At 70.3% G+C, this 22,488-nt stretch carries 18 protein-coding genes and 1 tRNA gene; 13 read left to right on the forward strand and 6 right to left on the reverse strand.

The genetic code is table 11. The features are described from left to right. Positions 1-90 precede the first annotated feature (90 nt). Entirely contained in the window at positions 91-2,151 is a 2,061-nt protein-coding gene (locus CGU35_RS03920; protein WP_198519512.1) for a TPM domain-containing protein, read from the reverse strand. A gap of 223 nt (positions 2,152-2,374) precedes the next feature. Between CGU35_RS03920 and CGU35_RS03925 the strand changes: the two genes are divergently transcribed. From CGU35_RS03925 to CGU35_RS03935, 3 genes are all read left to right on the forward strand, one after another. After that, on the forward strand, positions 2,375-3,217 hold the full coding sequence (locus tag CGU35_RS03925; RefSeq protein ID WP_100810297.1) for a DUF3097 family protein: 843 nt from the start codon (positions 2,375-2,377) through the stop codon (positions 3,215-3,217). A 294-nt stretch (positions 3,218-3,511) separates the two neighbouring features. After that, positions 3,512-4,171, forward strand: coding sequence for a tRNA (guanosine(46)-N7)-methyltransferase TrmB (trmB, locus tag CGU35_RS03930; protein WP_100810379.1), 660 nt, complete (start codon positions 3,512-3,514; stop codon positions 4,169-4,171). A gap of 43 nt (positions 4,172-4,214) precedes the next feature. Further along, the gene (locus CGU35_RS03935; protein WP_100810298.1) at positions 4,215-5,123 is read left to right on the forward strand and encodes a CPBP family intramembrane glutamic endopeptidase; all 909 of its coding nucleotides are present in this window, start codon (positions 4,215-4,217) and stop codon (positions 5,121-5,123) included. Positions 5,124-5,138: 15 nt separating this feature from the next. Here the strand turns inward: CGU35_RS03935 and CGU35_RS03940 are convergent, their stop codons facing one another. From CGU35_RS03940 to CGU35_RS03950, 3 genes are all read right to left on the reverse strand, one after another. Beyond that, on the reverse strand, positions 5,139-5,795 hold the full coding sequence (locus CGU35_RS03940; RefSeq protein ID WP_198519513.1) for an SRPBCC family protein: 657 nt from the start codon (positions 5,793-5,795) through the stop codon (positions 5,139-5,141). Between the two features lie 465 nt (positions 5,796-6,260). After that, positions 6,261-6,333: transfer RNA gene (locus tag CGU35_RS03945), tRNA-Arg, on the reverse strand. A gap of 62 nt (positions 6,334-6,395) precedes the next feature. Continuing rightward, the gene (locus CGU35_RS03950) at positions 6,396-7,211 is read right to left on the reverse strand and encodes an SGNH/GDSL hydrolase family protein (protein ID WP_100810299.1); all 816 of its coding nucleotides are present in this window, start codon (positions 7,209-7,211) and stop codon (positions 6,396-6,398) included. A 115-nt stretch (positions 7,212-7,326) separates the two neighbouring features. Here CGU35_RS03950 and CGU35_RS03955 point away from each other — a divergent pair, with 115 nt between their 5' ends. The 10 genes from CGU35_RS03955 (at position 7,327) to CGU35_RS04000 (ending at position 19,958) form a co-directional block, all read left to right on the forward strand. After that, a complete protein-coding gene (locus tag CGU35_RS03955) occupies positions 7,327-8,178 on the forward strand; it encodes a transglutaminase-like domain-containing protein (RefSeq protein ID WP_100810381.1) in 852 nt (283 codons plus the stop codon). A gap of 154 nt (positions 8,179-8,332) precedes the next feature. Continuing rightward, positions 8,333-10,000 (forward strand): arginine--tRNA ligase, encoded by a 1,668-nt coding sequence (argS, locus tag CGU35_RS03960; protein ID WP_100810300.1) that lies wholly within the window; start codon positions 8,333-8,335, stop codon positions 9,998-10,000. A gap of 2 nt (positions 10,001-10,002) precedes the next feature. Continuing rightward, on the forward strand, positions 10,003-10,812 hold the full coding sequence (locus CGU35_RS03965) for an LmeA family phospholipid-binding protein (protein WP_100810301.1): 810 nt from the start codon (positions 10,003-10,005) through the stop codon (positions 10,810-10,812). A gap of 215 nt (positions 10,813-11,027) precedes the next feature. Beyond that, positions 11,028-12,467, forward strand: a complete 1,440-nt coding sequence (lysA, locus tag CGU35_RS03970; RefSeq protein ID WP_100810302.1) for a diaminopimelate decarboxylase — start codon at positions 11,028-11,030, stop codon at positions 12,465-12,467. After that, the gene (locus CGU35_RS03975; protein WP_100810303.1) at positions 12,464-13,801 is read left to right on the forward strand and encodes a homoserine dehydrogenase; all 1,338 of its coding nucleotides are present in this window, start codon (positions 12,464-12,466) and stop codon (positions 13,799-13,801) included. The genes lysA and CGU35_RS03975 overlap by 4 nt, the downstream gene beginning before the upstream one ends. Position 13,802: 1 nt before the next feature. Next, positions 13,803-14,888, forward strand: a complete 1,086-nt coding sequence (gene thrC, locus CGU35_RS03980; RefSeq protein WP_100810304.1) for a threonine synthase — start codon at positions 13,803-13,805, stop codon at positions 14,886-14,888. Positions 14,889-14,967: 79 nt separating this feature from the next. After that, positions 14,968-15,894 (forward strand): homoserine kinase, encoded by a 927-nt coding sequence (gene thrB / locus CGU35_RS03985; protein ID WP_232711136.1) that lies wholly within the window; start codon positions 14,968-14,970, stop codon positions 15,892-15,894. 134 nt (positions 15,895-16,028) lie between these two features. Then, on the forward strand, positions 16,029-18,293 hold the full coding sequence (gene rho / locus CGU35_RS03990) for a transcription termination factor Rho (protein WP_232711137.1): 2,265 nt from the start codon (positions 16,029-16,031) through the stop codon (positions 18,291-18,293). 26 nt (positions 18,294-18,319) lie between these two features. Beyond that, entirely contained in the window at positions 18,320-19,393 is a 1,074-nt protein-coding gene (prfA, locus tag CGU35_RS03995) for a peptide chain release factor 1 (protein ID WP_100810383.1), read from the forward strand. A 157-nt stretch (positions 19,394-19,550) separates the two neighbouring features. Beyond that, positions 19,551-19,958 carry a phage holin family protein gene (locus CGU35_RS04000; protein ID WP_100810306.1) on the forward strand — a complete coding sequence of 136 codons (408 nt, stop codon included), beginning with the start codon at positions 19,551-19,553 and terminating at the stop codon, positions 19,956-19,958. Positions 19,959-20,102: 144 nt separating this feature from the next. Here CGU35_RS04000 and CGU35_RS04005 read toward each other — a convergent pair whose 3' ends face one another. Together CGU35_RS04005 and CGU35_RS04010 are read right to left on the reverse strand one after the other, a co-directional pair. After that, complete coding sequence (locus tag CGU35_RS04005) at positions 20,103-21,698, reverse strand: hypothetical protein (protein ID WP_100810307.1); 1,596 nt, start codon at positions 21,696-21,698, stop codon at positions 20,103-20,105. Next, positions 21,680-22,423: an ABC transporter ATP-binding protein gene (locus CGU35_RS04010; protein ID WP_100810308.1), complete on the reverse strand. Its 744-nt coding sequence runs from the start codon at positions 22,421-22,423 to the stop codon at positions 21,680-21,682. The genes CGU35_RS04005 and CGU35_RS04010 overlap by 19 nt, the downstream gene beginning before the upstream one ends. Between the last annotated feature and the right edge of the window lie 65 nt (positions 22,424-22,488).

Consider the following 22,488-nt stretch of genomic DNA (forward strand, 5'->3'; position numbering starts at 1 on the left):
CTTTTTGGCTGTTCACGTGGTCTGTGGCTGTTGTGGTCCGGATGACGGATGCGCCGGCTCGTCGCGGTGCGGTGGCCCCGTCGGCCGCGGTCAGAATCGGCCTCCGCCGCGGCGCCCGCGGGTGCCGCCGCCCCCGAAACTCGCGGGACGTGCGCGGCCGCCCCCGAAGCTCCCGCCGCGTGACCCGCCGCGGGAGCCACCGCCTCCGAAGCCGCCCAGCCCGCCGAGGCCGCCGAAGCCGCCGGACGAGCGCGAGCCGCCGCCGAGCAGGGAGTTGAGCACGACGCCGCCGAGCACGGCCCCGAGCATCCCGGCCCCGCCGTTGGAACCTGATCCGCTGCCTCCGAAGCCGCCGCCGTCGAAAGAGCCGACGTCGCGCTGGGCGACCGATGTGGCCTCGGCGGCGAGTTGTGCCGCGCGCCCTGCCTGCGCGAGGGCACTCGCGGGATCTGTGCCCTGCAACTGCTGCGCCGCGGCGAGTGAGGCGCGGGCCTCGGCCAGGCGCGTGCGGGCGGTCGCGCCCACGGCGCCGCGGCGCGAGGTGATGTAGTCGTCGGCGGCCGAGATCTGGGCCTGAGCCTGCAGCATCGCCTGCGAGAGCTGCTGTCGAGCGCGATCGTCGCGGGCCTGCGCGTCGCGCACACCCGCGATCACCGCGTCGATCTGTTCGTTCGCCGCACGCAGGGCCTCGAGAGCGGCGAGCGGACGGCTGGGCGGAACGAGCAACTTCCGGGCTTCGTCGACGCTTCGCCGCGTCGCGAGCGCTGCCGCTGCGACACGTCCATCGGGATCGGGCAGCGATGCGGCGGTCGCGAGGTCGGTTTCGAGCTCACTCACCAGCGCGGCCGCCTGACGTTCGCCCTCGGCGAGGTTCGCCGCCAGGTCGTCGATGGCCTTCTCGAGCAGGCGCGCCTGGTCGACGGCATCCTCGGCGGCGCGGATGCCGATGGCCGCTTCGCCGCCCCTGCCCGCGCCGACATCGCGCTGCGCCTCGGCGAGCTGGTCGGTCGCGAACTCCAGGCGCGCACGAGCCTGGTCGGGGTTGTCGGAGACCGTCGCGAAGGCTTCGGGGGCATACCGGGCGCCGAGCGCGGCCAGCGCGGCGTCCGCGGCCTCGATCGAGGCCGCCGCCTTCACCCGTTCGTCCTCGACGCGAACGAGGGCCTCGGGGGCGTTCTGCTCGAGCTTGCGCAGCTCGTCGAAATCGGCGGCTTTGGCGTCGAGGTCGGCGTTCGCCGCCGCGCAGAGTTCGAGGATGCGCGTGTACGCGGCTCGGGCCGAGGCATCCGTGTCGGGCGTTTCGTCGTCGAGGGATTGCTGCAGCGAAAACGCCTCGGTGAGCGCCGCACGGGCGCGCTCCAGGGCGTCCGAGAATGCGGCCGTGGCCTCGTCGCCGAACTGGGCCTTGGCGAAGCCGAGTTCTTGTGCGCTCGTGGTGATCGCGTCATCGGTCGCGACGAGGGCGGCGGATGCCTGGCGCTCGAGCTCTTCGGTCGGCATGGCAGGGGCTTCGATGGCGCTGGGGGAGGGGTGCCGGCGTTTGCGCAGCAGAACCCAGCCGACCAGCACGAACCCGGCGAGGACGACGGCTCCGACCGCGAGGAGGGGAAGGAGGCCGCTCGAGCCGTTCGAGGACGAGGAGCCGCCGTCATCCGTGCCCGTTCCGGTCGCCTCGGCGAGTCCCTCAGCCGTCGCGTCGATCGCTCCGGCCCAGTTGCCTGCTGCGAGGGCGGGCTGGATGTCGTTCTGCTCGATCGAGCCCAGCTGCTCGTCTGTCACGGGTCCCGCGCTGTCACCGGAGAGGTAGAACTGCCGCGACTCCGTGGCGACCGCGAGCAGATACTGGGTGGGGCCGAGCCCGTTGTCGAGCGCGGTCTGATTCGCCCAGTCCGCGGACGAGGCCGGATCGGTGAACTCGTCGACGAAGACGACCCAGAGATCGAGTCCGGACTCCTCGCGGAACCGCTGCAGGCGCTCCTCGGCGTCGGCCGCGGCGGGCGGTGCGAGCACGCCCGCGTCGTCCAGGATGTAGCCGGAACCGAGCGTCACCGGCGGCGTGGCGATCGCGGCGCCCGCGGGGCCCAGGAGGAGCGCCATCACGGCGAGGACGAGAGCAGCCGCGCGCGCGTTCAGAGACCAACGCGCGTGCATCGCGACCCCCTTCGCGGGCCGAGGAAAAGCCCACTCCACGAGTCTATGCGGCGCCCGGCATGCCCGATAGCGGCGTCCGCGCCCTCGCGGGGCGATCGGGGTGACACCCGGCGAGGCGCGCGATCCGGATCCGATGCCGGGGTAGCGTTTCGCGCCGGGCGCACTGTCTGCGGCATGCGCCGACGCCGGCTCGGATGCTTCGGATCGACCCCAGGAGGGCGACATGGACGACAGGTACGGAACGGACGTGCTCGCCGCGGGATGGCGCGACAAGAACGCGCGTCGCGTGCCCCGCGTCGCCGCCGAGCACGACCTGGTCGTCGAGGTCGCGTCGGACGGATGGTGCGGCGCGGTCACCGGCGTGAAGTCCGGCCACGTCGAGCTCGAAGACCGCCACGGGCGTCGTCGCCTGTTTCCGCTCGGCCCCGGATTCATGGTGGATGGTCAGCTTGTCGAGCTGGGACCGCCGGCCCCCGCGACTCCTGCGGTCCGGCCGCCCGCCGCCCGCACGGCGTCGGGCTCGTTCGCGGTCGCCGATGCGCGCGCACGCGTCGCGCTGCCGAGCCGGATCCTCGTCGAGGGCCGGCACGATGCCGAGCTCGTCGAGAAGGTGTGGGGCGACGACCTGCGCATCGAGGGCGTCGTCGTCGAGTACCTCGAGGGCGTCGACCTGCTCGACGCGATGCTCACGGCCGAGCCGCCGTCCGCGAAGCGCCGCTACGGCGTTCTTGTCGACCACCTCGTGCCGGGTTCGAAGGAGGCGCGCATCGCCGACGCCGTGGCGCGCGGACCGCACGGGGCGCACACGCTGATCGTGGGACATCCGTTCGTCGACGTCTGGCAGTGCGTCACGCCGCAGGCCCTCGGCATCCGGGCGTGGCCCGAGGTCCCGCGTGGGATCGACTGGAAGACGGGCGTCTGCCGGGGACTCGGATGGCCCGCCGAAACCCCCGCAGACCTGGCTCGCGCCTGGCGGCGGGTGCTCGGCGCCGTGACGTCGTATCGCGACCTCGAGCCCGCGCTGCTCGGCCGCGTCGAAGAGCTCATCGACTTCGTCACCTCCTGACGCCCGCCCGCCCGTCCGGCCTCGCCCGTCGTCCGGGCGCTCCGGTTCGCTTCGCTTCGCTCCGCGTCGGCCCGGCCCCGGTGCCCTCGAGGCCCCGAAGCACCCCATCTGTGCCGAAAAACCCCAGACTGGGGGTGTTTCGCCGCAGAACGGGTGTTTCGGCGGGGTGGGCGGCGTGCGCGGGGCGACGGCGGGGAACGGATGCTGCGGCTCGGTAGCCTGGGGAGTGTGACCGAGCCCGACGCACCCACCTTCCGCGACAAGCCGGTCTCGTTCGTCCGGCGGGGTGGCCGCATGTCCGACGGACAGGAGCGCGCCTGGGTCGAGCTCGCCCCCGCGTACCTGATCGACGTGGCGCGGGGTGTCGCCGAGACATCCGTCCATCCCGACGCCCGGTTCGACCCGGCCGAGGTCTACGGACGCACCGCGCCGCTGATCGTCGAGGTCGGCTCGGGGCAGGGTCACGCCATCATCGCCGCGGCCCTCGCCCGGCCCGATGCCGACTTCCTCGCCGTCGAGGTCTTTCGCGCGGGACTCGCCCGCACGATGCTCGACGCCGAGCGCGAGGGCGCGCGCAACATCCGTGTGATCGAAGCGAACGCCCCCGAGGTGCTGACGACGTTCGTGCCCGAGGCATCCGTTTCCGAACTCTGGGTGTTCTTCCCCGACCCGTGGCACAAGAACAAGCACACCAAGCGCCGCCTCGTGACCGAGGAGTTCGCCGAAGCGGCGGCGCGCGCGATCACCGCGGGCGGCATGCTGCGCATGGCGACCGACTGGGAGGACTACGCGCGGGGGATGCGCGTGGCGTTGGATGCTTCGCCGCACTTCGAGCGCGCCTTCGAGGGCGACTGGGCCGAGCGGTTCGAGGGCCGGGTGATGACGGCGTTCGAGCGCAAGGGGATCCGTGCGGGCCGAGACATCCGGGACCTCGCGTACCGACGCGTCGGCTGAGCTTGCCGGGCGGGATAGTGCACCGTCTGAAAGACTGAGGCGGATGCCCGCGCTCACCGATACGAACGCCCCCGTCCGTCCGACCGTCTGGATCGGGCTGCTGCCGGCGCTCGTTGTGTGCCTCGCGGCTCCCGCGTTCTTCGTGCTGCGGATCACCTGGCTCGGCTGGGCGCTGCTGGCGCTCGGGATGCTGCTGGCCTGGCTGCTGCGCGGTCAGCTGGATGGTCGGGGTTCCGCTGAGGCATCCGATGCCCCTGCGGACCCGCACGCCGCTGGTGCCGTCGCGCGCCGGCCGAGTCTCGTCCGCGACCTGTCGCTGATCGCGATCGGCATGCTGATCGTCAGCGTTATCCCGCTGAAGGCCGAACTCGACAACTGGGCCATGGTGCGTTTCACTCTCGCGCTGGGCGGCGCGGTGCTCGTGCCGTACCTGATCTCGCGCTATGTCTACCGGGACTACGCCATCCGCTTCCCCTGGCGCGGGGGCGGTAGATGGACGACGTTCCAGTGGACGTGGCTCGTCGTCGTCCTGGCGCTCGGATGGCTCATCCTGCCCTTCTACTTCATCACCTCGGGCGTCTACACGAACTGGCCGGTCGTGAACACGCCGGAGCTGATCGCGCGGCTGTTCGTGGGCGTCGGCGCGGTCGGCATCTGGGACGAGCTCTTCTTCATCTGCACGGTCTTCGTGCTGCTGCGCCGCCACTTTCCGATGGCGGTCGCGAACGTGCTGCAGGCGATCGTGTTCGTGTCGTTCCTGTGGGAGCTCGGCTACCAGGCGTGGGGGCCGTTGCTGACGATCCCGTTCGCGGTGCTGCAGGGCTTCATCTTCCTGAAGACGCGGTCGCTGGCGTACGTCGTGACGGTGCACCTGCTGTTCGACGCGGTCGTCTTCCTCGTGCTCGTGCACGCGCACAACCCGGGGATGCTCGACGGACTCTTCCTCGTCTGAGCGGCCGGGTGGTACTCATGACGGGGTGGGATGTGAGAGCGAGCGCTCTGAGCGCCGACGGATGCCCCGCAGCATCCTCTCGGTCATGACGAAACTGACCATCTCGACCGGCTCGACCAGTGCCCCGGCCCAGCGTCTGAGGTACGCATACCGCTCGCGAACGATGAGCCGTGTCGAACCATCCGCTCGGGGACGCAGGACGAAGGCCCATGTGAAGTCGTACGGAGCTCCTTCGCCGGTACCGTCGGGGCCGACAGCGCCGCGCAGCACGAGATCGCTCTCCTCATGGATGGACGCGACCGATAGGGCGACGCCCGGAGCCAGATTCACGGCATCGCCGACCGAGCGGATCTGGAACGCGGGGACGACGGTGTCGGCGCTGTGGATCTCGACACCGACGAGGTTCTCGAGCCAGTCGTAGGTGTAGAACCCGCCGCGATTCTGCCCCAGCTGCGCGAGCCATGGCCATACCGCGGACGGCGGCGCACCGATCGAGATGGCGCGCGTCGCGACGAGATCCGGACGGGGCAGCAGATCATCCCCGGCCAGCTTCGCGAGAAGCTCCTCGTCCGTCGCGCCCCATCGCAGTGAGGCCCGTCGCACGGCCAGGATCACAGCGGCCGCTGCCGCGGAGAACACCGCCGCACCCGTCAATCCCCGTATCCAGCCCATGCGGGCAGTATTCCACCAATGGCAGCCCGTGGCAGCGGAATCCGCCGTGCAAAACCAGGGCAGGAATCGAGGAACGCCCGAGGCTCATCGCGCCTTCCCGACGACCGTCGCGAAGGCGATCGCGCACGGAACGAGCGCGGACCTCGCTGACAGGCGCTGTCAGCGCGAGTTCGAGCTGTTCCGCGTCGAAGGCAGCAGCCATCACCGCGAGCTGCTGTTCGGGAATCGCCAGCTCTCGGGCAACCTGTGTCCACTTCTCCACCTCTGCCTCTGCGCCGAAACGACGAGCGGGTCAGGTGGGTTCAGGGGCGGCTTTCTCGCCTTTCGCGGACCTGTTCGACCATGATCTCGACGATGTCGCGGGGGCGCTGCATCAGGCGAAACGCGCCACGAATGCTGTCACGCTGTTGTCACGAGAAAGGGACCGCGAGGTCGAAATGACCCGCGATCCCTTGCCCCGGTCTGTGCCCCCGACTGGAATCGAACCAGCGACCTTTGGTACCGGAAACCAACGCTCTATCCCCTGAGCTACGGAGGCGTACCGATCGAGGTTATCACCCGGCGACGGGCTCCCTCGTGCCTCTCGGCGTGACCCGATCCTCAGCCGTCTGTCGGGGCGGGGGTCTCGGCGACGGCCTCGACCACAGCCATCCGCTCGGCGAGCGCCTGCGCCAATCGCTCCGCGAGATACGCGTGACCGGCGGTGGACGGATGATTCCTGCCGACGCCCGTATCGATGACGTCGAAATAGTTCGACGCGACGATCCACGTGTCGTCGATGGGGGAGATGTACCACCAGCCGCGTTCGGCGGCCAAGCGTGAGAGTTCCGAGTCGATGAGGGCGGTGCCGCTCTCGACCGGAAGGACGTGAGGGGCCGGCCCCAGTACGACGATCGAGGCATCCGGATACGTTGCGGAAAGCGCGTCCCAGGCCGCGTTCACGGCGCCGGCGTAGTCGTTCTTGGCGACGAGCAGCCGATCGTTGATCGACCCCTGCACGATGATCACGTCGGGATCCAACGCGGAATCGAGTGCCGCGATGCGCTCGCCGAAGGAGGGGCCGTCGATGCCCGGCCTCAGGTATCCGCTACCGCGCACACCGTCGACGACGGTCGTCCACCCGGTCACGCGGCCGAGCTCATACGCGTAGCCGAGAGTCGGGTCGCTCGCCGCGGAACCGTATGTCCACGAGTCGCCGAACACGAGCACCGTCGCGTCGGACGGAATGGTCAGGGCGGCCGGGGCCGAGGCATCCGTCCCGGCGTTCGCGAGTCCCGCGCCGCCCGCGACTTCGGCGGCGGGTGTGGGGCGTTGCCACGGCTGCCAGGCGCCGATGACGGCGGCCGCGAGGACGCCCGCGGCGAGGGCCCAGAGCACGCCGACGCGCACGCGCGGACGGCGGGGAGCTTCAGGCATGCATAGAGGGTAAGTCACGGAATCATGTGCGGATGCCAGGACCGTCGTCTGCTGTGGGATGAGCATCGTTTCGGCCGCGTGCGAGGGTGTCACGCGAGCGTGCAAGGATGTCTCGGTGCAGCGCATCGTCACCGCAGAACTCGACCTCGATCTGGCCGGCACCGCCGACCTGATCTTCTCGCTGACGACCGCGCGCCAGGTGCCGCTCGCGAGCGAGATCCTGACGTTCACGCGCGACGATCTGGTGTACACACCGACCGAGATCATCGACCAGGACGGCACCCGTCTGCACCGTCTGACGGGCGAGCCGGGGCCCCTGCGCGTGCGGTACGAGGCGATCGTCGAGGGGCAGACGGGGCCCGCGCGGACGAGCGAGCTCGACAGCATCATCTACCTGCGTCCGAGTCGCTACTGCCAGTCCGACGAGGTGTTCTCGCAGGCGCGCCACCAGTTCGCGGGGCTCGCGGGCGCCGAGCTGATCGCCGCGGTCACGCGCTTCGTCGAGCAATCGGTGACCTACACCCCGGGGCTGAGTCTCGGAACCGACAGCGCCGTCACGACGCTCATGACCGGGCAGGGCGTGTGCCGCGACTACGCCCACGTCGTCATCGCGCTGCTGCGGGCGATGGATGTGCCCGCCCGATACGCCGCCTGCTATGCCCCGGGACTGACCCCGATGGACTTCCACGCCGTCGCCGAGGCGTACCTCGACGGCGCCTGGTACGTCATCGACGCGACACGCCTGGCCGACCGGCGCTCGCTCGTGCGCATCGCGACGGGGCGCGACGCGGCCGACTGTGCGTTCCTCAGCTTCCACGGCGCGCAGGTCGGGCTCGACCGCCTGCACGTCGACGCATGGGTGGTACCGGATGTCGCGGGCCCGGCGAACGCGGATGACCCGTCCGCAGACCCGTTCGCCCAGGCATCCGTCCCCGACGACTACCTCGAGCTCGTGCAGCTGGGCTGACCCGGCGCTCGCGACCCACCTCCGCGAACGGTCGCGACACGCCGTTCCAGAGTCGTGTGGAACGGCGTGTCGCGACCGTTCGGATCCGGTGCTCGCTTCGACAGGCTCCGCGACCGCGGGCCCCACACGGACGCCGAACTAGACTGGGCCAGCTATGAACCCCGAGGATCTCTCCGCCGCCCTGCTCGCCGTCGTCCGCCCGCTCGCCGAGGCGCGACGCCCGGGTTCGACCGACGGACTCACCGCGGCTGACCTGCCGGTCGAGCGTCCGAAGAACCGCGACCACGGCGACTGGGCCTCGAACGCCGCCCTGAAGCTCGCGAAGCTCGTCGGGGCGAACCCGCGCGAGCTCGCGAACGAGATCGCCGAGGCGCTTGCGCAGGCCGAGGGCATCGAGAGCGTGGATGTCGCGGGCCCGGGATTCATCAACATCACCCTCGATGCCGCCACGGCCGGGTCGCTCGCCCGCACGATCGTCGAGGCCGGTGCCGCCTACGGCACGAACGAGTCCCAGCGCGGCAACACGATCAACCTCGAGTTCGTCAGCGCCAACCCCACGGGTCCCATGCACATCGGGCACACCCGCTGGGCGGCGCTCGGCGACGCCATGGGACGCGTGCTCGCGGCCAGCGGCGCCACGATCGTGCGCGAGTTCTACATCAACGACGCCGGCGTCCAGATGGACAGGTTCGGTCGATCCGTCCTCGCCGCGGCGAAGGGTGAGCCCACGCCCGAGGACGGCTACCCGGGCTCGTACGTCGAAGATCTCGCCCGGCGCGTGCTCGCGGTCGAGCCCGGACTGCTCGATCTTCCCGCCGACGAGCAGCTCGCCGTCGCCCGCGAGCGCGCCTACGCGCTCCAGCTCGGCGACCTGCAGAGCTCGCTCGTCAAGTTCAACGTGCACTTCGACGTGTGGTTCAGCGAGCGGACCCTGCACGCCAAGCCGGCGGATGGCGGACCCAGCCTCGTCGACGAGGCCGTCGATCGACTACGGGCGCAGGGTCACGTCTTCGATGCGGACGGTGCGGTGTGGGTGCGCACGACCGACTTCGGCGACGACAAGGATCGGGTCATCCGCAAGTCCGACGGCGAGTACACCTACTTCGCCGCCGACGCCGCGTACTACCTCAACAAGGGCGACCGCGGCTACGCGCACAAGATCTACCTGCTCGGCGCCGACCACCACGGCTACGTGCACCGGCTGAAGGCGCTCGCGGGCGCGGCGGGCGATGACCCCGACAGGGACATCGAGGTGCTGATCGGCCAGCTCGTGTCGATCAACGGCGCACGCCTCAGCAAGCGCGCCGGCAATATCATCGAGCTCGACGACCTGCGCGACTGGCTCGGAACGGATGCGTTGCGCTACTCGTTGGCGCGGTATCCGGCCGACTCGCCCCTGACGCTCGACCCCGAGATCTTGCGCAAGCGCACGAACGACAACCCGGTCTTCTACGTGCAGTACGCCCACGCGCGCACGCACAACGTGGCGCGCAACGCCCTGGACTCGGGTGTCGACCGCAGCGACTTCGCGCCCGAGCTGCTGACGCATGAGACCGAGTCGGCCCTGCTCGGGGCTCTGCAGGAGTTCCCGCGCATCGTCGGGTTCGCGGCCGAGGTGCGCGAGCCGCATCGCGTCGCCCGGTACCTCGAGGAGCTCGCGGGCCTCTACCACCGCTGGTACGACAACTGCCGGGTCATTCCGCTCGGCGACGCCCCGATCGAACCCGTCCACCGCACCCGCCTGTGGCTGAACGATGCTACCGGGCAGGTCCTGCGCAACGGCCTCGACCTGCTCGGCGTCTCGGCGCCCGAACGGATGTAGCGATGACCACGCCGCCGGACGTGCCGCCAACCCTGTACTGGGACGACGCGCCCCCGCCCCGGCGGAAGCGCCGGTTGTGGCCCTGGATCGTCTCGCTCGGCGTGGTGCTCGTCCTGTTCGGCGGTGCGGCGTTCGCGGGCGAGTGGCTGGCGCGGGATCTGGTCGAGCGCGGTGTACGCAGCGCCCTCGCGAGCGAGCTCGGCGTGCCGGCAGACCAGGCCGAGGTGCAGGTCGGGGGGCTCGTCATCCCGCAGCTGATCTCGGGTCGATTCGACGAGGTGCGCATAGAAGCTCAGGATGTCTCGCTCCAGGGCTTCACGGGCGACGTCGAGGTGACCGCGCGCGGCGTGCCTCTCACGGCGGACGGGCCGCTCGATTCGGCCGAGGCATCCGTCTCTCTCGACCAGGAGCAGCTGCGCACGCTGCTCTCCGGGGTCGAGGGGTTTCCGGCGGAGTCCCTCGGGCTGTCGGGCACGGACGTGACCATGACGGTCCAGCTCAACGTGTTCGGCGTCGCGGTTCCGATCGGTGTGGGGCTGACCCCGTCGGCGGCGGGTGGGGCACTGGTCCTCACGCCCGCATCGTTCACGCTGGCCGGCGCAACGGCTGATGCGCAGGGACTGCGCGATCAGTTCGGCTCGGTCGCCGACGCCGCACTGCAGCCGTGGCAGGTCTGCATCGCCTCGTCTCTCCCCGCGGGGCTGACGCTCACCGACGTTGCGGTGGTCGACCATCAGGTCGTCGCGCAGTTCGACATCGCCAGCGGGATCCTGGTGGATTCGACCCTGCGCGATTCCGGCGTCTGCGGCTGAGCCCGACCCGGGCGCGTCCGACGGATCCATCCGCCCACCCGCCTCTCTGGCAACACGAGTGCGCGCCGGCCCGAGCGGTCCGACGGATGGGGGCCGCACCCGGCCCGTGCCCTAGACTTTCAGCAACCGCCGGGGTGGTGTGTGTAAACCGCCGCCCGCGGATTTGCGTCGGCCCGCGCGTCGATGAACGTCCCGAATCCACCGATTGGTCTGCCGTGTCCGTCGCCTCGCCGCTTGCCCCCGGATGGCTCGTGCCGCCCGCCGACGCGAATGCTCTGGCCGAGCATGTGTGGCCGGCGGCCGCGCGCAGACGTGACGACGGCCAACTCGAACTGGGCGGCGTTGCCGTCCGCGACCTCGTGGCGCAGTACGGCACGCCCGTGCTCGTGCTCGACGAGGGCGAGGTCCGCGACCGCGCGCGCCGCACGCGCGAGGCGTTCCAGGATGTCGCAGCCCGCCATGGCACCCAGGCCCGCGTGTACTACGCCGGCAAGGCGTTCCTCTCCACCGAGGTCGCGCGCTGGGTCACGGAAGAGGGGTTGCGCGTCGACGTCTGTACGCGCGGCGAGCTCGAGGTCGCTCTCGCCGCCGGCGTGCCCGCGGATCACCTCGGCTTCCACGGCAACAACAAGTCCGTCACCGAGCTCGAGCGTGCGGTCGAGGTCGGCATCGGCTCGATCGTGATCGACAGCGTGTGGGAGCTCGACCGCCTCGCCGCGATCGTCGCCCGCCTCGGCCGGGAAGACGGCGGCGCACAGGACGTCCTGTTGCGCGTCAACACCGGAGTGCACGCCGAGACCCACCACTTCCTCGCGACCTCGCACGAGGACCAGAAGTTCGGCTTCGGTCTCGAGGCCGCCCCGGATCTGGTCGCCCGCGTGCGCGCGACGCCGGGTCTGAACCTCGTCGGGCTGCACTGCCACATCGGATCGCAGATCTTCGGCACCGACGGCTTCCGCGCGTCCGCCGCACGCCTGCTCGGCGTGCTCGCAGACCTTCCCGGCGGACCGCTGCCGGTGCTGAATCTCGGCGGGGGCTTCGGCATCGCCTACACCTCGGCCGACGAGCCGACGCCGATCGCCGAGCTCGCCGAGGGCATCGTCTCGGTCGTCGCGAGCGAGGCGCAGCTGCTCGGCATCCCGGTGCCTTTCCTCGCCTTCGAGCCGGGCCGGAGCATCGTCGGTACCGCCGGTGTCACGCTGTACGAGGTCGGGACGACGAAGGATGTCTCGGTCGAGACATCCGACGGCGCGAGATCCGGCGTTGCAGCCACGCGTCGCTACGTGAGCGTCGACGGTGGCATGAGCGACAATCCGCGTCCCGCGCTCTACGACGCGCAGTTCTCGGCCCGCATCGCCGACCGCACGAGCACGGCCGAGCCCGCGCTCGTGCGCGTGGTCGGCAAGCACTGCGAATCGGGCGACATCGTGGTCGACGCCGAATACCTGCCCGCCGATGTCGCGCCCGGTGACCTGCTCGCCGTGCCCGCGACGGGGGCGTACTGCTACGCCCTCGCGAGCAACTACAACCATGTTCCGAGGCCGCCGATCGTGGCCGTTCGGGACGGAGCGTCGCGCGTGATCGTGCGCGGCGAGACGATCGACGACCTGCTCGCCCGCGACGCCGGGCTTGCGGGCCGGAGGGGAGACCGATGACCGACTACCGCACGCTGCGCGTCGCACTGCTCGGCGCCGGAGCCGTGGGCTCGCAGGTCGCCGGGCTGCTGCTGCGCCACGGCGACGAACTGGCCGACCGTGCCGGTGCGCGACTCGAGCTCGCCGGCATCGCCGTGCGCGACGTCGACGCGCCGCGCGATGTCGACCTGCCGCGCGAGCTCTTCACGACGGACGCCGACTCGCTCATCGTCGGCTCCGACATCGTCATCGAGCTGATGGGCGGAATCGAGCCCGCGCGCACGTCGATCCTGCACGCGATCTCGTCCGGTGCGGACGTCGTCACGGCCAACAAGGCGCTGCTCGCGACCCACGGCACCGAGATCTTCGACGCGGCCGACCAGGTCGGCGCATCCGTCTACTACGAGGCCGCTGCCGCGGGGGCGATCCCGATCATCCGGCCGCTCCGCGACTCGCTCGCGGGTGACCGCGTCCGCCGCATCATGGGCATCGTGAACGGCACGACCAACTACATCCTCGATCGCATGGACACCGAGGGCGCCGAGTTCGCGGACGTCCTCGCCGACGCCCAGCGCCTGGGCTACGCCGAGGCCGATCCGACGGCGGATGTCGAGGGCTACGACGCCGCGCAGAAGGCCGCGATCCTCGCGAGCCTCGCGTTCCACACGAGCGTCCCGCTCGACACCGTGCACCGCGAGGGCATCACGTCGATCGACGCCTCGCTGATCGAGTCCGCTCGCCACGCCGGCTACGTCGTCAAGCTCCTCGCGGTCTGCGAGCGGATCGAGGATGCCTCCGGCACCGGACCCGGCACCGCCAGCCGGGACGCGATCTCGGTGCGTGTCTACCCGGCGCTCGTGCCCCGGACACACCCGCTCGCGAGCGTCCACGGCGCCAACAACGCCGTGTTCGTCGAGGCCGAGGCCGCCGGGAACCTGATGTTCTACGGCGCGGGCGCCGGGGGAGTGCAGACCGCCTCCGCTGTGCTCGGGGACGTCGTCTCGGCCGCGCGCCACCACATCGCCGGCGGCGTCGGCGTGGGGGAGTCCACCCGCGCGAACCTGCCGATCCTGCCGATCGGCCGCGTCACGACGCGGTACCAGATCACGCTCGAGGTCAGCGACGAGACGGGCGTGCTCGCCACCGTCGCCGGGATCCTCAGCGAGGGACGGGTTTCCATCGCGACCGTCGAGCAGACGGTGGTGACGGACCCCGCCGGCGGCCCCGGCATCGCACGCATCGTGATCGGCACACACAAGGCACTCGAGCAGGACCTCAGCGACACCGTCGCGCGACTCGCCGCCAGCGGCGTGGTCGAGCGCGTTGTCTCGGTTCTGCGGGTAGAAGGAGACTGACATGGCACACCTCTGGCGCGGAGTCCTCCGCGAATACGCCGATCGGCTGGGCGTCACCGACGCGTCGACCGTCGTCACCCTGGGCGAGGGTGGCACCCCGCTGCTGCCCGCCCCGGCACTCTCGCGGCTGACGGGCACGGATGTCTGGGTCAAGTTCGAGGGCATGAACCCGACCGGGTCCTTCAAGGACCGCGGCATGACCGTCGCCCTGTCGCGTGCCGTCGAGCACGGCGCCAAGGCCGTCATCTGCGCGTCCACCGGCAACACCTCGGCCTCCGCCGCGGCCTACGCCGCCCACGCGGGCATCACCGCCGCGGTGCTGGTGCCCGAGGGCAAGATCGCGATGGGCAAGCTGAGTCAGGCCGTGGCCCACAACGGCAAGCTCATCCAGATCCGCGGCAACTTCGACGACTGCCTCGAGATCGCGCGCGAGCTGGCCGACAACTACCCGGTGCACCTCGTCAACTCGGTCAACCCCGATCGCATCGAGGGCCAGAAGACGGCCGCCTACGAGGTCGTCGAGCAGCTCGGCGATGCCCCCGACTTCCACCTCATCCCGGTCGGAAACGCGGGCAACTACACCGCCTACTCGCGCGGTTACCGCGAAGAGCTCGACCGCGGCGTCTCCACCCGGCTGCCCCGGATGTTCGGTTTCCAGGCCGCGGGCAGCGCCCCGCTCGTCCGCGGTGAGATCGTCCGTCACCCCGAGACCATCGCCAGCGCGATCCGCATCGGCAACCCCGCCTCGTGGGAGCTGGCGCTCGAGGCGCGCGACGCGACCGACGGGTGGTTCGGCGCGATCGACGACGACCGCATCCTCTCGGCCCAGAAGCTGCTGTCGGGCGAGGTCGGCATCTTCGTCGAGCCCGCCTCGGCGATCAGCGTCGCGGGTCTGCTCGACCGGGTCGACGCGGGCGTGATCCCGAAGGGGGCGCGCGTCGTGCTCACGGTCACGGGTCACGGACTGAAGGACCCGCAGTGGGCCCTGCGCCGCGAGGACGGTTCACAGGTCGAGCCGATCGTGGTCGACGCCGAGACATCCGAAGTCGCCTCCGTGCTCGATCTCGTCCCCCAGTCGATCGCGTGAGTGGGGCGACCGCGTGAACACAGCCCCTCGGGCTACCGACCCCGCCCCGCGGACAACAACGGCAGCCCCGCGGACCCGGGTGGTCCGCGTTCCCGCGACCAGCGCGAACCTCGGGCCCGGTTTCGACACCCTCGGCCTCGCGCTGAGCGTCTACGACGAAATCCTCTTCACCGAGCTGCCCGAACCCGGTCTCGAGGTTCTCGTCGAGGGTGAGGGCGCGGAAGACGTCGCACGGGATGGGTCGAACCTGGTCGTCCGCGCCATAACCTACGCGTTCGCGGCGTTCGGGCAGGAGATGCCCGGGCTGCGGCTCGAGGCGCACAACACGATCCCGCACGGGCGCGGCATGGGCTCTTCGGGGGCGGCCGTCGTGTCGGGGCTCGTCATCGCCCGCGCGCTCCTCGAAGGCACGGTCGAGGTCACGGACGACGACCTGCTGCGCCTGGCGACCGAGCTGGAGGGGCACCCCGACAACGTCGCCCCCGCTCTCTTCGGCGGTCTGACGATCGCGTGGATCACCCCCGAGGGTCCGCAGCACAAGAAGCTGCTCGTCCACCGCGGCGTCGCACCGCTGGTCTTCGTCCCCGGCTTCACGATGTCGACATCCCTCGCCCGCAGCCTGCAACCGTTGAGCGTGCCGCGCGAGGATGCCGTGTTCAACGTCTCGCGATCGGCCCTGCTGATCGCCGCGCTGACACAGAGCCCCGAGCTGCTGCTCGCCGCCACAGAAGACCGACTGCACCAGGAGTACCGTGCCGAGGCCATGCCCGAGACGCTCCGCATCGTGCGGGCGCTGCGCTTGGCCGGGTTCGCCGCTGTCGTGTCGGGCGCGGGTCCGAGCATCCTCGTCCTCGCGGACGGTCCGGGGCGGCGCCTCGAAGCCGCCGACGTCGTCGCACGCGAGGCCGACACCGCCTGGGACGCCCTCATGCTGGCCGTCGACTTCAAAGGTGCTACAGTGAGGGAACACACGGAGGGTGCCACACAGCCATTTTCGGCCGGGTGAATCTGGCCTCCGATCGCAATCTGCGAAGCACTGCATGCCCCCCGAATCTTTCTTCATTCTTTCGGCGTGGGCGGGTGTCCGCCGCGGCGACATCGCATGCAGTCGTGTTCATTCACACGTGCAAGGGAGTACTCGTGGAGTCAATCTCCGAGATCCAGACCGGCGCCACCCCCATTCAGGGTGAGCAGACCGGTGACATCGCGCCCGAGGGCGCACAGACCACCGAAGTGGCACCTCAGGACGCCGCTCCTCAGGAAACGGCGCCTCAGGATGCCGCTCCTCAGGATGCCGTTCCTCAGGACGCCGCTCCTCAGGAAACGGCGTCTCAGGATGCCGCGCCCGTCGAGTCGGCACCCGAGCAGGGTTCCGCCGCGGCCGACGCATCCGCACCGGACGAGGCGCCCGCCGCGAAGCCGCCGCGCGCTTCGAAGCCGTCGCGTGCCTCGAACCGCCGTCGCGTGCGCGAGCTCGCAGCCGACTTCGGTGTGGACGCCAAGCGCGTCATCGCCGTGGCCGCAGAGCTCGGTCACACGCTCAAGACGTCGCAGTCCGCGCTCGACGCCGAGGTCGACGCTCAGGTCTCCGCGGCCCTCACGGCTGCGGCCCTGACGTCGACGACGGATGCCTCGGCCTCCGACTCGTCCGCCGCCGCGGAGCCGAGTGCCGAGACGGCCGAGGGTGCCGCGAGCCCGTCGCCCGACGAGGCCCCGGCGATCACGCCGCCGTCCGATTCCGCAGCAGCGGGGTCCGACGTCGAGGGCACCGAGGCATCCGCGTCGTCCACCGATAACGCCCAGAACGACGGCGGCGCCCAGACCGATGGCGAGGGCGGCGAGCAGACGGGAAGTCGTCGGAGCCGCAACCGCAACCGCAACCGCAGCCGCGGTGGTCGTGATGCGCAGGACGGCCAGGACGGCCAGCCCGCTCAGACAGACCAGGCCGGCCAGGGCAATCAGAATCAGGGCGGCCAGAACCAGGGCCGTCAGGCCAAGGGCGACCAGAACCAGGGCAGCCAGAACGCCCAGGCCGGTCAGAACCAGGGCAACCAGAACCAGCGTGGACAGAACCCGCAGCGTGGTCAGAACGCGCAGGCCCAGAACAACGGCCCCGTGGACGACGACGACAACACGCAGGGCGGACGCGGCCGAGGCCGCGGTCGCACCAAGCGCTCGCCCGGCACGCCGATGGACGAGTTCGAGACCGAGATCGGCGACGACGACGTTCTCATCCCGATCGCCGGCATCCTCGATGTCCTCGACAACTACGCGTTCGTGCGCACATCCGGCTACCTGCCCGGCCCGAGCGACGTCTATGTCTCGCTCGGCCAGGTCAAGAAGTACAACCTGCGCAAGGGCGACGCCGTCGTCGGCGCGATCAAGCAGCCGCGCGAGGGCGAGCACCAGGGGCGTCAGAAGTACAACGCCCTGGTCAAGGTCGACGCGATCAACGGCCTGTCGGTCGAAGACGCGGCGACGCGTGTCGAGTTCGGCAAGCTCACGCCGCTCTACCCGCAGGACCGCCTGCGCCTCGAGACGGCGCCCGAGAAGCTGACGCAGCGCATCATCGACCTCGTCGCGCCCATCGGCAAGGGCCAGCGCGGCCTCATCGTCGCGCCTCCGAAGGCCGGCAAGACGATCGTGCTGCAGCAGATCGCCAACGCGATCGCGACGAACAACCCCGAGGTCCACCTCATGGTCGTGCTCGTCGACGAGCGCCCCGAAGAGGTCACCGACATGCAGCGGACGGTCCGCGGAGAGGTCATCGCCTCGACGTTCGACCGCCCCGCCGAAGACCACACGACGGTTGCCGAGCTCGCCATCGAGCGTGCCAAGCGCCTGGTCGAGCTCGGTCACGACGTCGTCGTGCTGCTCGACTCGATCACGCGCCTCGGCCGTGCCTACAACATCTCGGCGCCGACCTCGGGTCGCGTGCTGAGCGGTGGTGTGGATGCTTCGGCGCTGTACCCGCCCAAGCGCTTCTTCGGTGCCGCGCGCAACATCGAGAACGGCGGATCGCTCACGATCCTCGCGACCGCGCTCGTCGAGACCGGGTCCAAGATGGACGAGGTCATCTTCGAGGAGTTCAAGGGAACGGGCAACAGCGAGCTGCGCCTCTCGCGTCAGCTCGCCGACAAGCGGATCTTCCCGGCCGTCGACGTGAACGCATCCTCCACGCGCCGCGAAGAGATGCTGCTCTCGGCCGACGAGGTCAAGATCACGTGGAAGCTGCGACGTGCCCTCGCGGGCCTCGACCCGCAGCAGGCCCTCGAGGTCGTGCTCGGCAAGCTCAAAGAGACGAGCTCGAACGTGGAGTTCCTCGTGCAGATGCAGAAGTCGATCCCGGCGCCCACGACGGGCGCGCACGGCAGCAGCCACGGGCACGACAACAACATCCGCTGATCGGGGACGCTGTGTCCGAGCCCGGGATCTTCGACTCCGTTCGCGGCCTGATCGACGAGCACCGGCGGGTGCAGGAGGAACTCTCCGACCCCGCCGTGCACGCCGATGCGGGCCGTGCCAAGCGCGTCAATCGACGCTACGCCGAGCTGAGCCGGATCGTGGCCGCGTACGACGCGTGGACCGCGGCATCCGATGACCTTGCGGCGGCGCGCGAACTCGCGCGCGAGGATGCGGCGTTCGCCGAAGAGGTTCCCGGACTCGAAGAGCGGGTCGACGCGGCGCAGGAGCGCCTGCGTCGCCTGCTGATTCCGCGCGACCCCGACGATGCGCGCGACGTGATCATGGAGATCAAGGGCGGCGAGGGCGGTGCCGAGAGCGCCCTCTTCGCGGCGGATCTGCTGCGGATGTACATGCAGTACGCCGCGTCCAAGGGCTGGAAGACCGAGCTGCTCGAGCGCACCGAATCGGACCTCGGTGGATATAAAGACGTGCAGGTCGCGATCAAGGGATCCTCGGCCGATCCCGCGCAGGGCGTCTGGGCGCACCTGAAGTACGAGGGTGGCGTCCACCGCGTGCAGCGGGTGCCCGCGACCGAGTCGCAGGGGCGCATCCACACGTCGACGACCGGTGTGCTGGTGTTCCCCGAGGTCGATGAGCCCGACGAGGTCGAGATCAATCAGTACGACCTCAAGATCGACGTGTTCCGCTCGTCCGGTCCCGGTGGTCAGTCGGTCAACACGACCGACTCGGCCGTGCGCATCACGCACCTCCCGACGGGCATCGTCGTGTCGATGCAGAACGAGAAGTCGCAGCTGCAGAACCGCGAGGCCGGCATGCGCGTCCTGCGCGCCCGCATCCTCGCGCGGCAGCAGGAAGAGATCGCGGCCGCGGCATCCGATGCCCGCAAGTCGCAGATCCGCGGGATGGATCGCTCCGAACGCATCCGCACCTACAACTTCCCCGAGAACCGCATCGCGGACCACAGGACGGGCTACAAGGCGTACAACCTCGACCAGGTGATGGACGGTGCCCTCGGCCCCGTGATCGACTCCTGCATCGCGGCGGACGAGGAAGAGCGCCTCGCCTCTCTCGGCACCTGATACCTCCGCCCGACCGGCGCGCCGCGCGCTCGCCGTCGGCAACCCTCCGAACGGTCGCGACACGCCGCACGAGCACCGTGGCACACGGCGAGTCGCGACCGTTCGCGCAGCACGTCCCGCCTGGGCAGGTCATGCTTTGACGCGATAGGGTCGCCACGTGATCGCCTTCGTCATCCGCAGCCTCATCTTCGTCCTGTCGGCCGCCCTGGGGCTCCTCGTCGCCGACTGGGTGCTGCCCGGTTTTCAGATCCAGTGGCACGAGTGGTGGGGCTTCGTCATCTGCGTGCTGATCTTCGCGGTGCTGCAGAGCGTGCTCGCGCCCTGGATCGCGAAGATGGCCCGCCGGTATGCGCCGACACTGCTCGGCGGCATCGGCATCGTGTCGACCTTCGTGGCCCTGCTCGTCGTCGTCCTCCTGCCGATCGGGGGCCTGCGCATCACGGATGCGATCTCGTGGGTTCTCGCGCCCGTCGTCGTCTGGCTGATCACGGCGCTCGCGACGCTCTTCCTGCCCATGATCTTCCTCAAGAAGAAGGTCGGCGAGGCGCGCGAGTCCCGCCCCTGAACCCTTCGAGGCCCGATTCGCGCCGAGTCGACCCCGCGAACGGACGCAACATGCCGCGCGATGAACTGACCGCGCGGCATGTTGCGTCCTCTCGCGAGGAGTTTGGCGCCGAGCCCTCGCTGAGGGGGGCTTGCCGGCCCGGGTCTAGGAACCCGACGCAGCTCGCACGCGCAGCAGGAGGTCCGGCGCGGTCCGGTCGAGGATGCGCCCGCCGATCTGGATGCCGAGGATGAAGAACACGACGCCGAGCACCACTCCCACGATCAGCGCGAGCCATCCGAAGAGCGTGTCGCCCGTGACGGCGACCAGGACGGCCAGCACGATCTCGGGTGCCGCCAGCAGGGCCGCCAGCACCCACACGCCCAGGAAGCCCAGGAAGATCGAGAAAGTTGCGCCGGGAACCCGCTTGAACGGGTTGTCGCCCGGCGCGGGAACCGGCACGATCAGGTAGGCCGAGCTCACGGCGCAGACGCCGTATGCCGTGAGGAGCATGCCGATCGCCGACCCGATGATCGCGGGGGCCAGGTGCCAGTCGCCCGTGATGGCGATCGTCACGACCGCCGTGACGACGACCAGCGGAAGCCCGACGGTAGCGGCGCCCAGCATACGCCCGAGCCGGTCGGCACGTCCGCGCACACCGGTCGCGACGATCGTTCCGAAAGCCGTGCCGTCGTACGACACGTCCGCGTACGGCACGATTCCGAGCACGAAGGCGACGAACGTGGCGCTGAAGGCGATGAACGTGTTGGACATGTCGCCGCGCGCCCAGAACACGACGAGCACGGGCACGAGTGGCACGGTGATGAGCTGTCGCAGATATCGCGGGTCGTGCACCCAGTAGGTGAGGGACCGGGCCCAGCTGGCGCCCGTTCCGCCGGTCGGCAGGCGACCGAACCATCCGAGCTTTCCGGCCGCCACCTGGCGTCCGCCGCGTGCCGGGGGCGCGATGAGGGACGCGGAGAGGCTGCGATACCAGATGAACCACAGGAGCGCGATGCTGCCGATGGCGATCAGCAGCTTGGCGCCCGCGACGAGCGGTGCACCGGAGGCGAGATCGCCCGGCGCCGACCACGCGGCCGCGAGGGGAGTCCACGAGACCGTTTCGAGCACGCCGCCGAGCGCGCTCAGATCGTCGGACGGCCCCGAGGCCGCCCGGATCAGCCCGCCGATTCCGGCGATGATCGGTCCCGCGAGGATGAGCACGATGAAGGCGACCATGCCGATCACCTCGCGGATGCGCCGACCGCCCGTCATCCCGCCGGCGATCGCGGCGAAGGTGCGGGATGCGATGACACAGAGCAGGATGCCGAGGGGAACGCAGACGACGGCCGCCGCGAGAGCGATCGGCCACCGCCACCAGGCGACGAGGCTGGCGAGACCCCCGAGCACCGTGGCGAGGCCGGGGACGCCGGTCAGTCCCGCGGCCGTCAGCGCCACCATCATCCGTCCCGTGGTGAGCGGGAACGTCGCGAGACGGGACGGATCGAGGGTCGTGTCGATGCCCGCCGCGAAGACGGGTGCGAGCACCCAGCCGAGCGTCAGCAGGCCACCACCCGCGATCAGCACGAGCCGTGTCACCTCGAGGCCGAGGGCACCGACGAAGAACAGCCCGAGCGCGATCAGGCCGACGGCGCCGATGGCCCAGAGCGTCCCGAAGATGAACCCGACGAGCTGCCACGGATGGCGGGAGAGAGTGTTGCCGAGGACGCGGAACCGGATCCTCAGGAGAGTCGCAACCACTCGGGGCCCTCCGTGTGGTGACGACCGCCGACGAGTTCGACGAAGCGGTCCTGCAGGGTCGCGTCGCCGCGCACCTCGGCGACCGTGCCGGCGGCGAGGACGCGCCCGGCCGCGATGACGGCGACGTGGTCGCACATCCGCTGCACGAGGTCCATCGAGTGGCTCGACACGATCACCGTGCCGCCACCCTTCGTGTAGTCGCGCAGGATGTCCTCGATGTTTGCGGCCGAAACCGGGTCGACGGACTCGAACGGTTCATCGAGGACGAGGATGCGGGGGGCGTGGACGAGCGCGCAGGCCAGGGCGATCTTCTTGGTCATGCCGGCCGAGTAGTCGACGACGGGTGTTCCGGCGGCCGGGGTCAGGTCCATGATCCGGAGCAGGTCTGCCGTGCGGGCCGCGACCTCTGCGTGCGACAGGCCGAACATCATGCCGGTGTACGTCACCAGCTGCTCACCCGTCAGCCGGTCGAAAAGGCGCACGCCGTCGGCGAGGTTGCCGATCATCGCCTTGGCGCGGACGGGCTCCGCCCACACGTCCACTCCGTGGATGAAAGCCCGTCCGGCATCGGGTCGCAGGAGCCCCGTCGCCATCGAGAGCGTGGTGGTCTTGCCCGCTCCGTTCGGTCCGACCAGACCGTAGAAAGACCCCTCGGGAACCACGAGGTCGAGCTGATCGACCGCGGTCTTCTCGCCGAATCGCTTGACGAGGCCGATCAGCTGCATCGCGAGGGCGGGGCCAGGGGTGGAGGATGGTGGCGGCGCGGCCGCGGAAGGAGTCGGCGAAGTCA

Source organism: Microbacterium sp. BR1 (assembly GCF_002812725.1).
Lineage (GTDB): Bacteria > Actinomycetota > Actinomycetes > Actinomycetales > Microbacteriaceae > Microbacterium.

Coding starts and splice junctions, on each gene's coding strand:
- CGU35_RS03920 (WP_198519512.1), bottom strand. CDS start 2,151: ATGCACGCGCGTTGGTCTCTGAACGCGCGCGCGGCTGCTCTCGTCCTC.
- CGU35_RS03925 (WP_100810297.1), top strand. CDS start 2,375: ATGGACGACAGGTACGGAACGGACGTGCTCGCCGCGGGATGGCGCGAC.
- trmB (WP_100810379.1), top strand. CDS start 3,512: ATGTCCGACGGACAGGAGCGCGCCTGGGTCGAGCTCGCCCCCGCGTAC.
- CGU35_RS03935 (WP_100810298.1), top strand. CDS start 4,215: ATGCCCGCGCTCACCGATACGAACGCCCCCGTCCGTCCGACCGTCTGG.
- CGU35_RS03940 (WP_198519513.1), bottom strand. CDS start 5,795: ATGGGCTGGATACGGGGATTGACGGGTGCGGCGGTGTTCTCCGCGGCA.
- CGU35_RS03950 (WP_100810299.1), bottom strand. CDS start 7,211: ATGCCTGAAGCTCCCCGCCGTCCGCGCGTGCGCGTCGGCGTGCTCTGG.
- argS (WP_100810300.1), top strand. CDS start 8,333: ATGAACCCCGAGGATCTCTCCGCCGCCCTGCTCGCCGTCGTCCGCCCG.
- CGU35_RS03965 (WP_100810301.1), top strand. CDS start 10,003: ATGACCACGCCGCCGGACGTGCCGCCAACCCTGTACTGGGACGACGCG.
- CGU35_RS03975 (WP_100810303.1), top strand. CDS start 12,464: ATGACCGACTACCGCACGCTGCGCGTCGCACTGCTCGGCGCCGGAGCC.
- thrC (WP_100810304.1), top strand. CDS start 13,803: ATGGCACACCTCTGGCGCGGAGTCCTCCGCGAATACGCCGATCGGCTG.
- CGU35_RS04010 (WP_100810308.1), bottom strand. CDS start 22,423: ATGCAGCTGATCGGCCTCGTCAAGCGATTCGGCGAGAAGACCGCGGTC.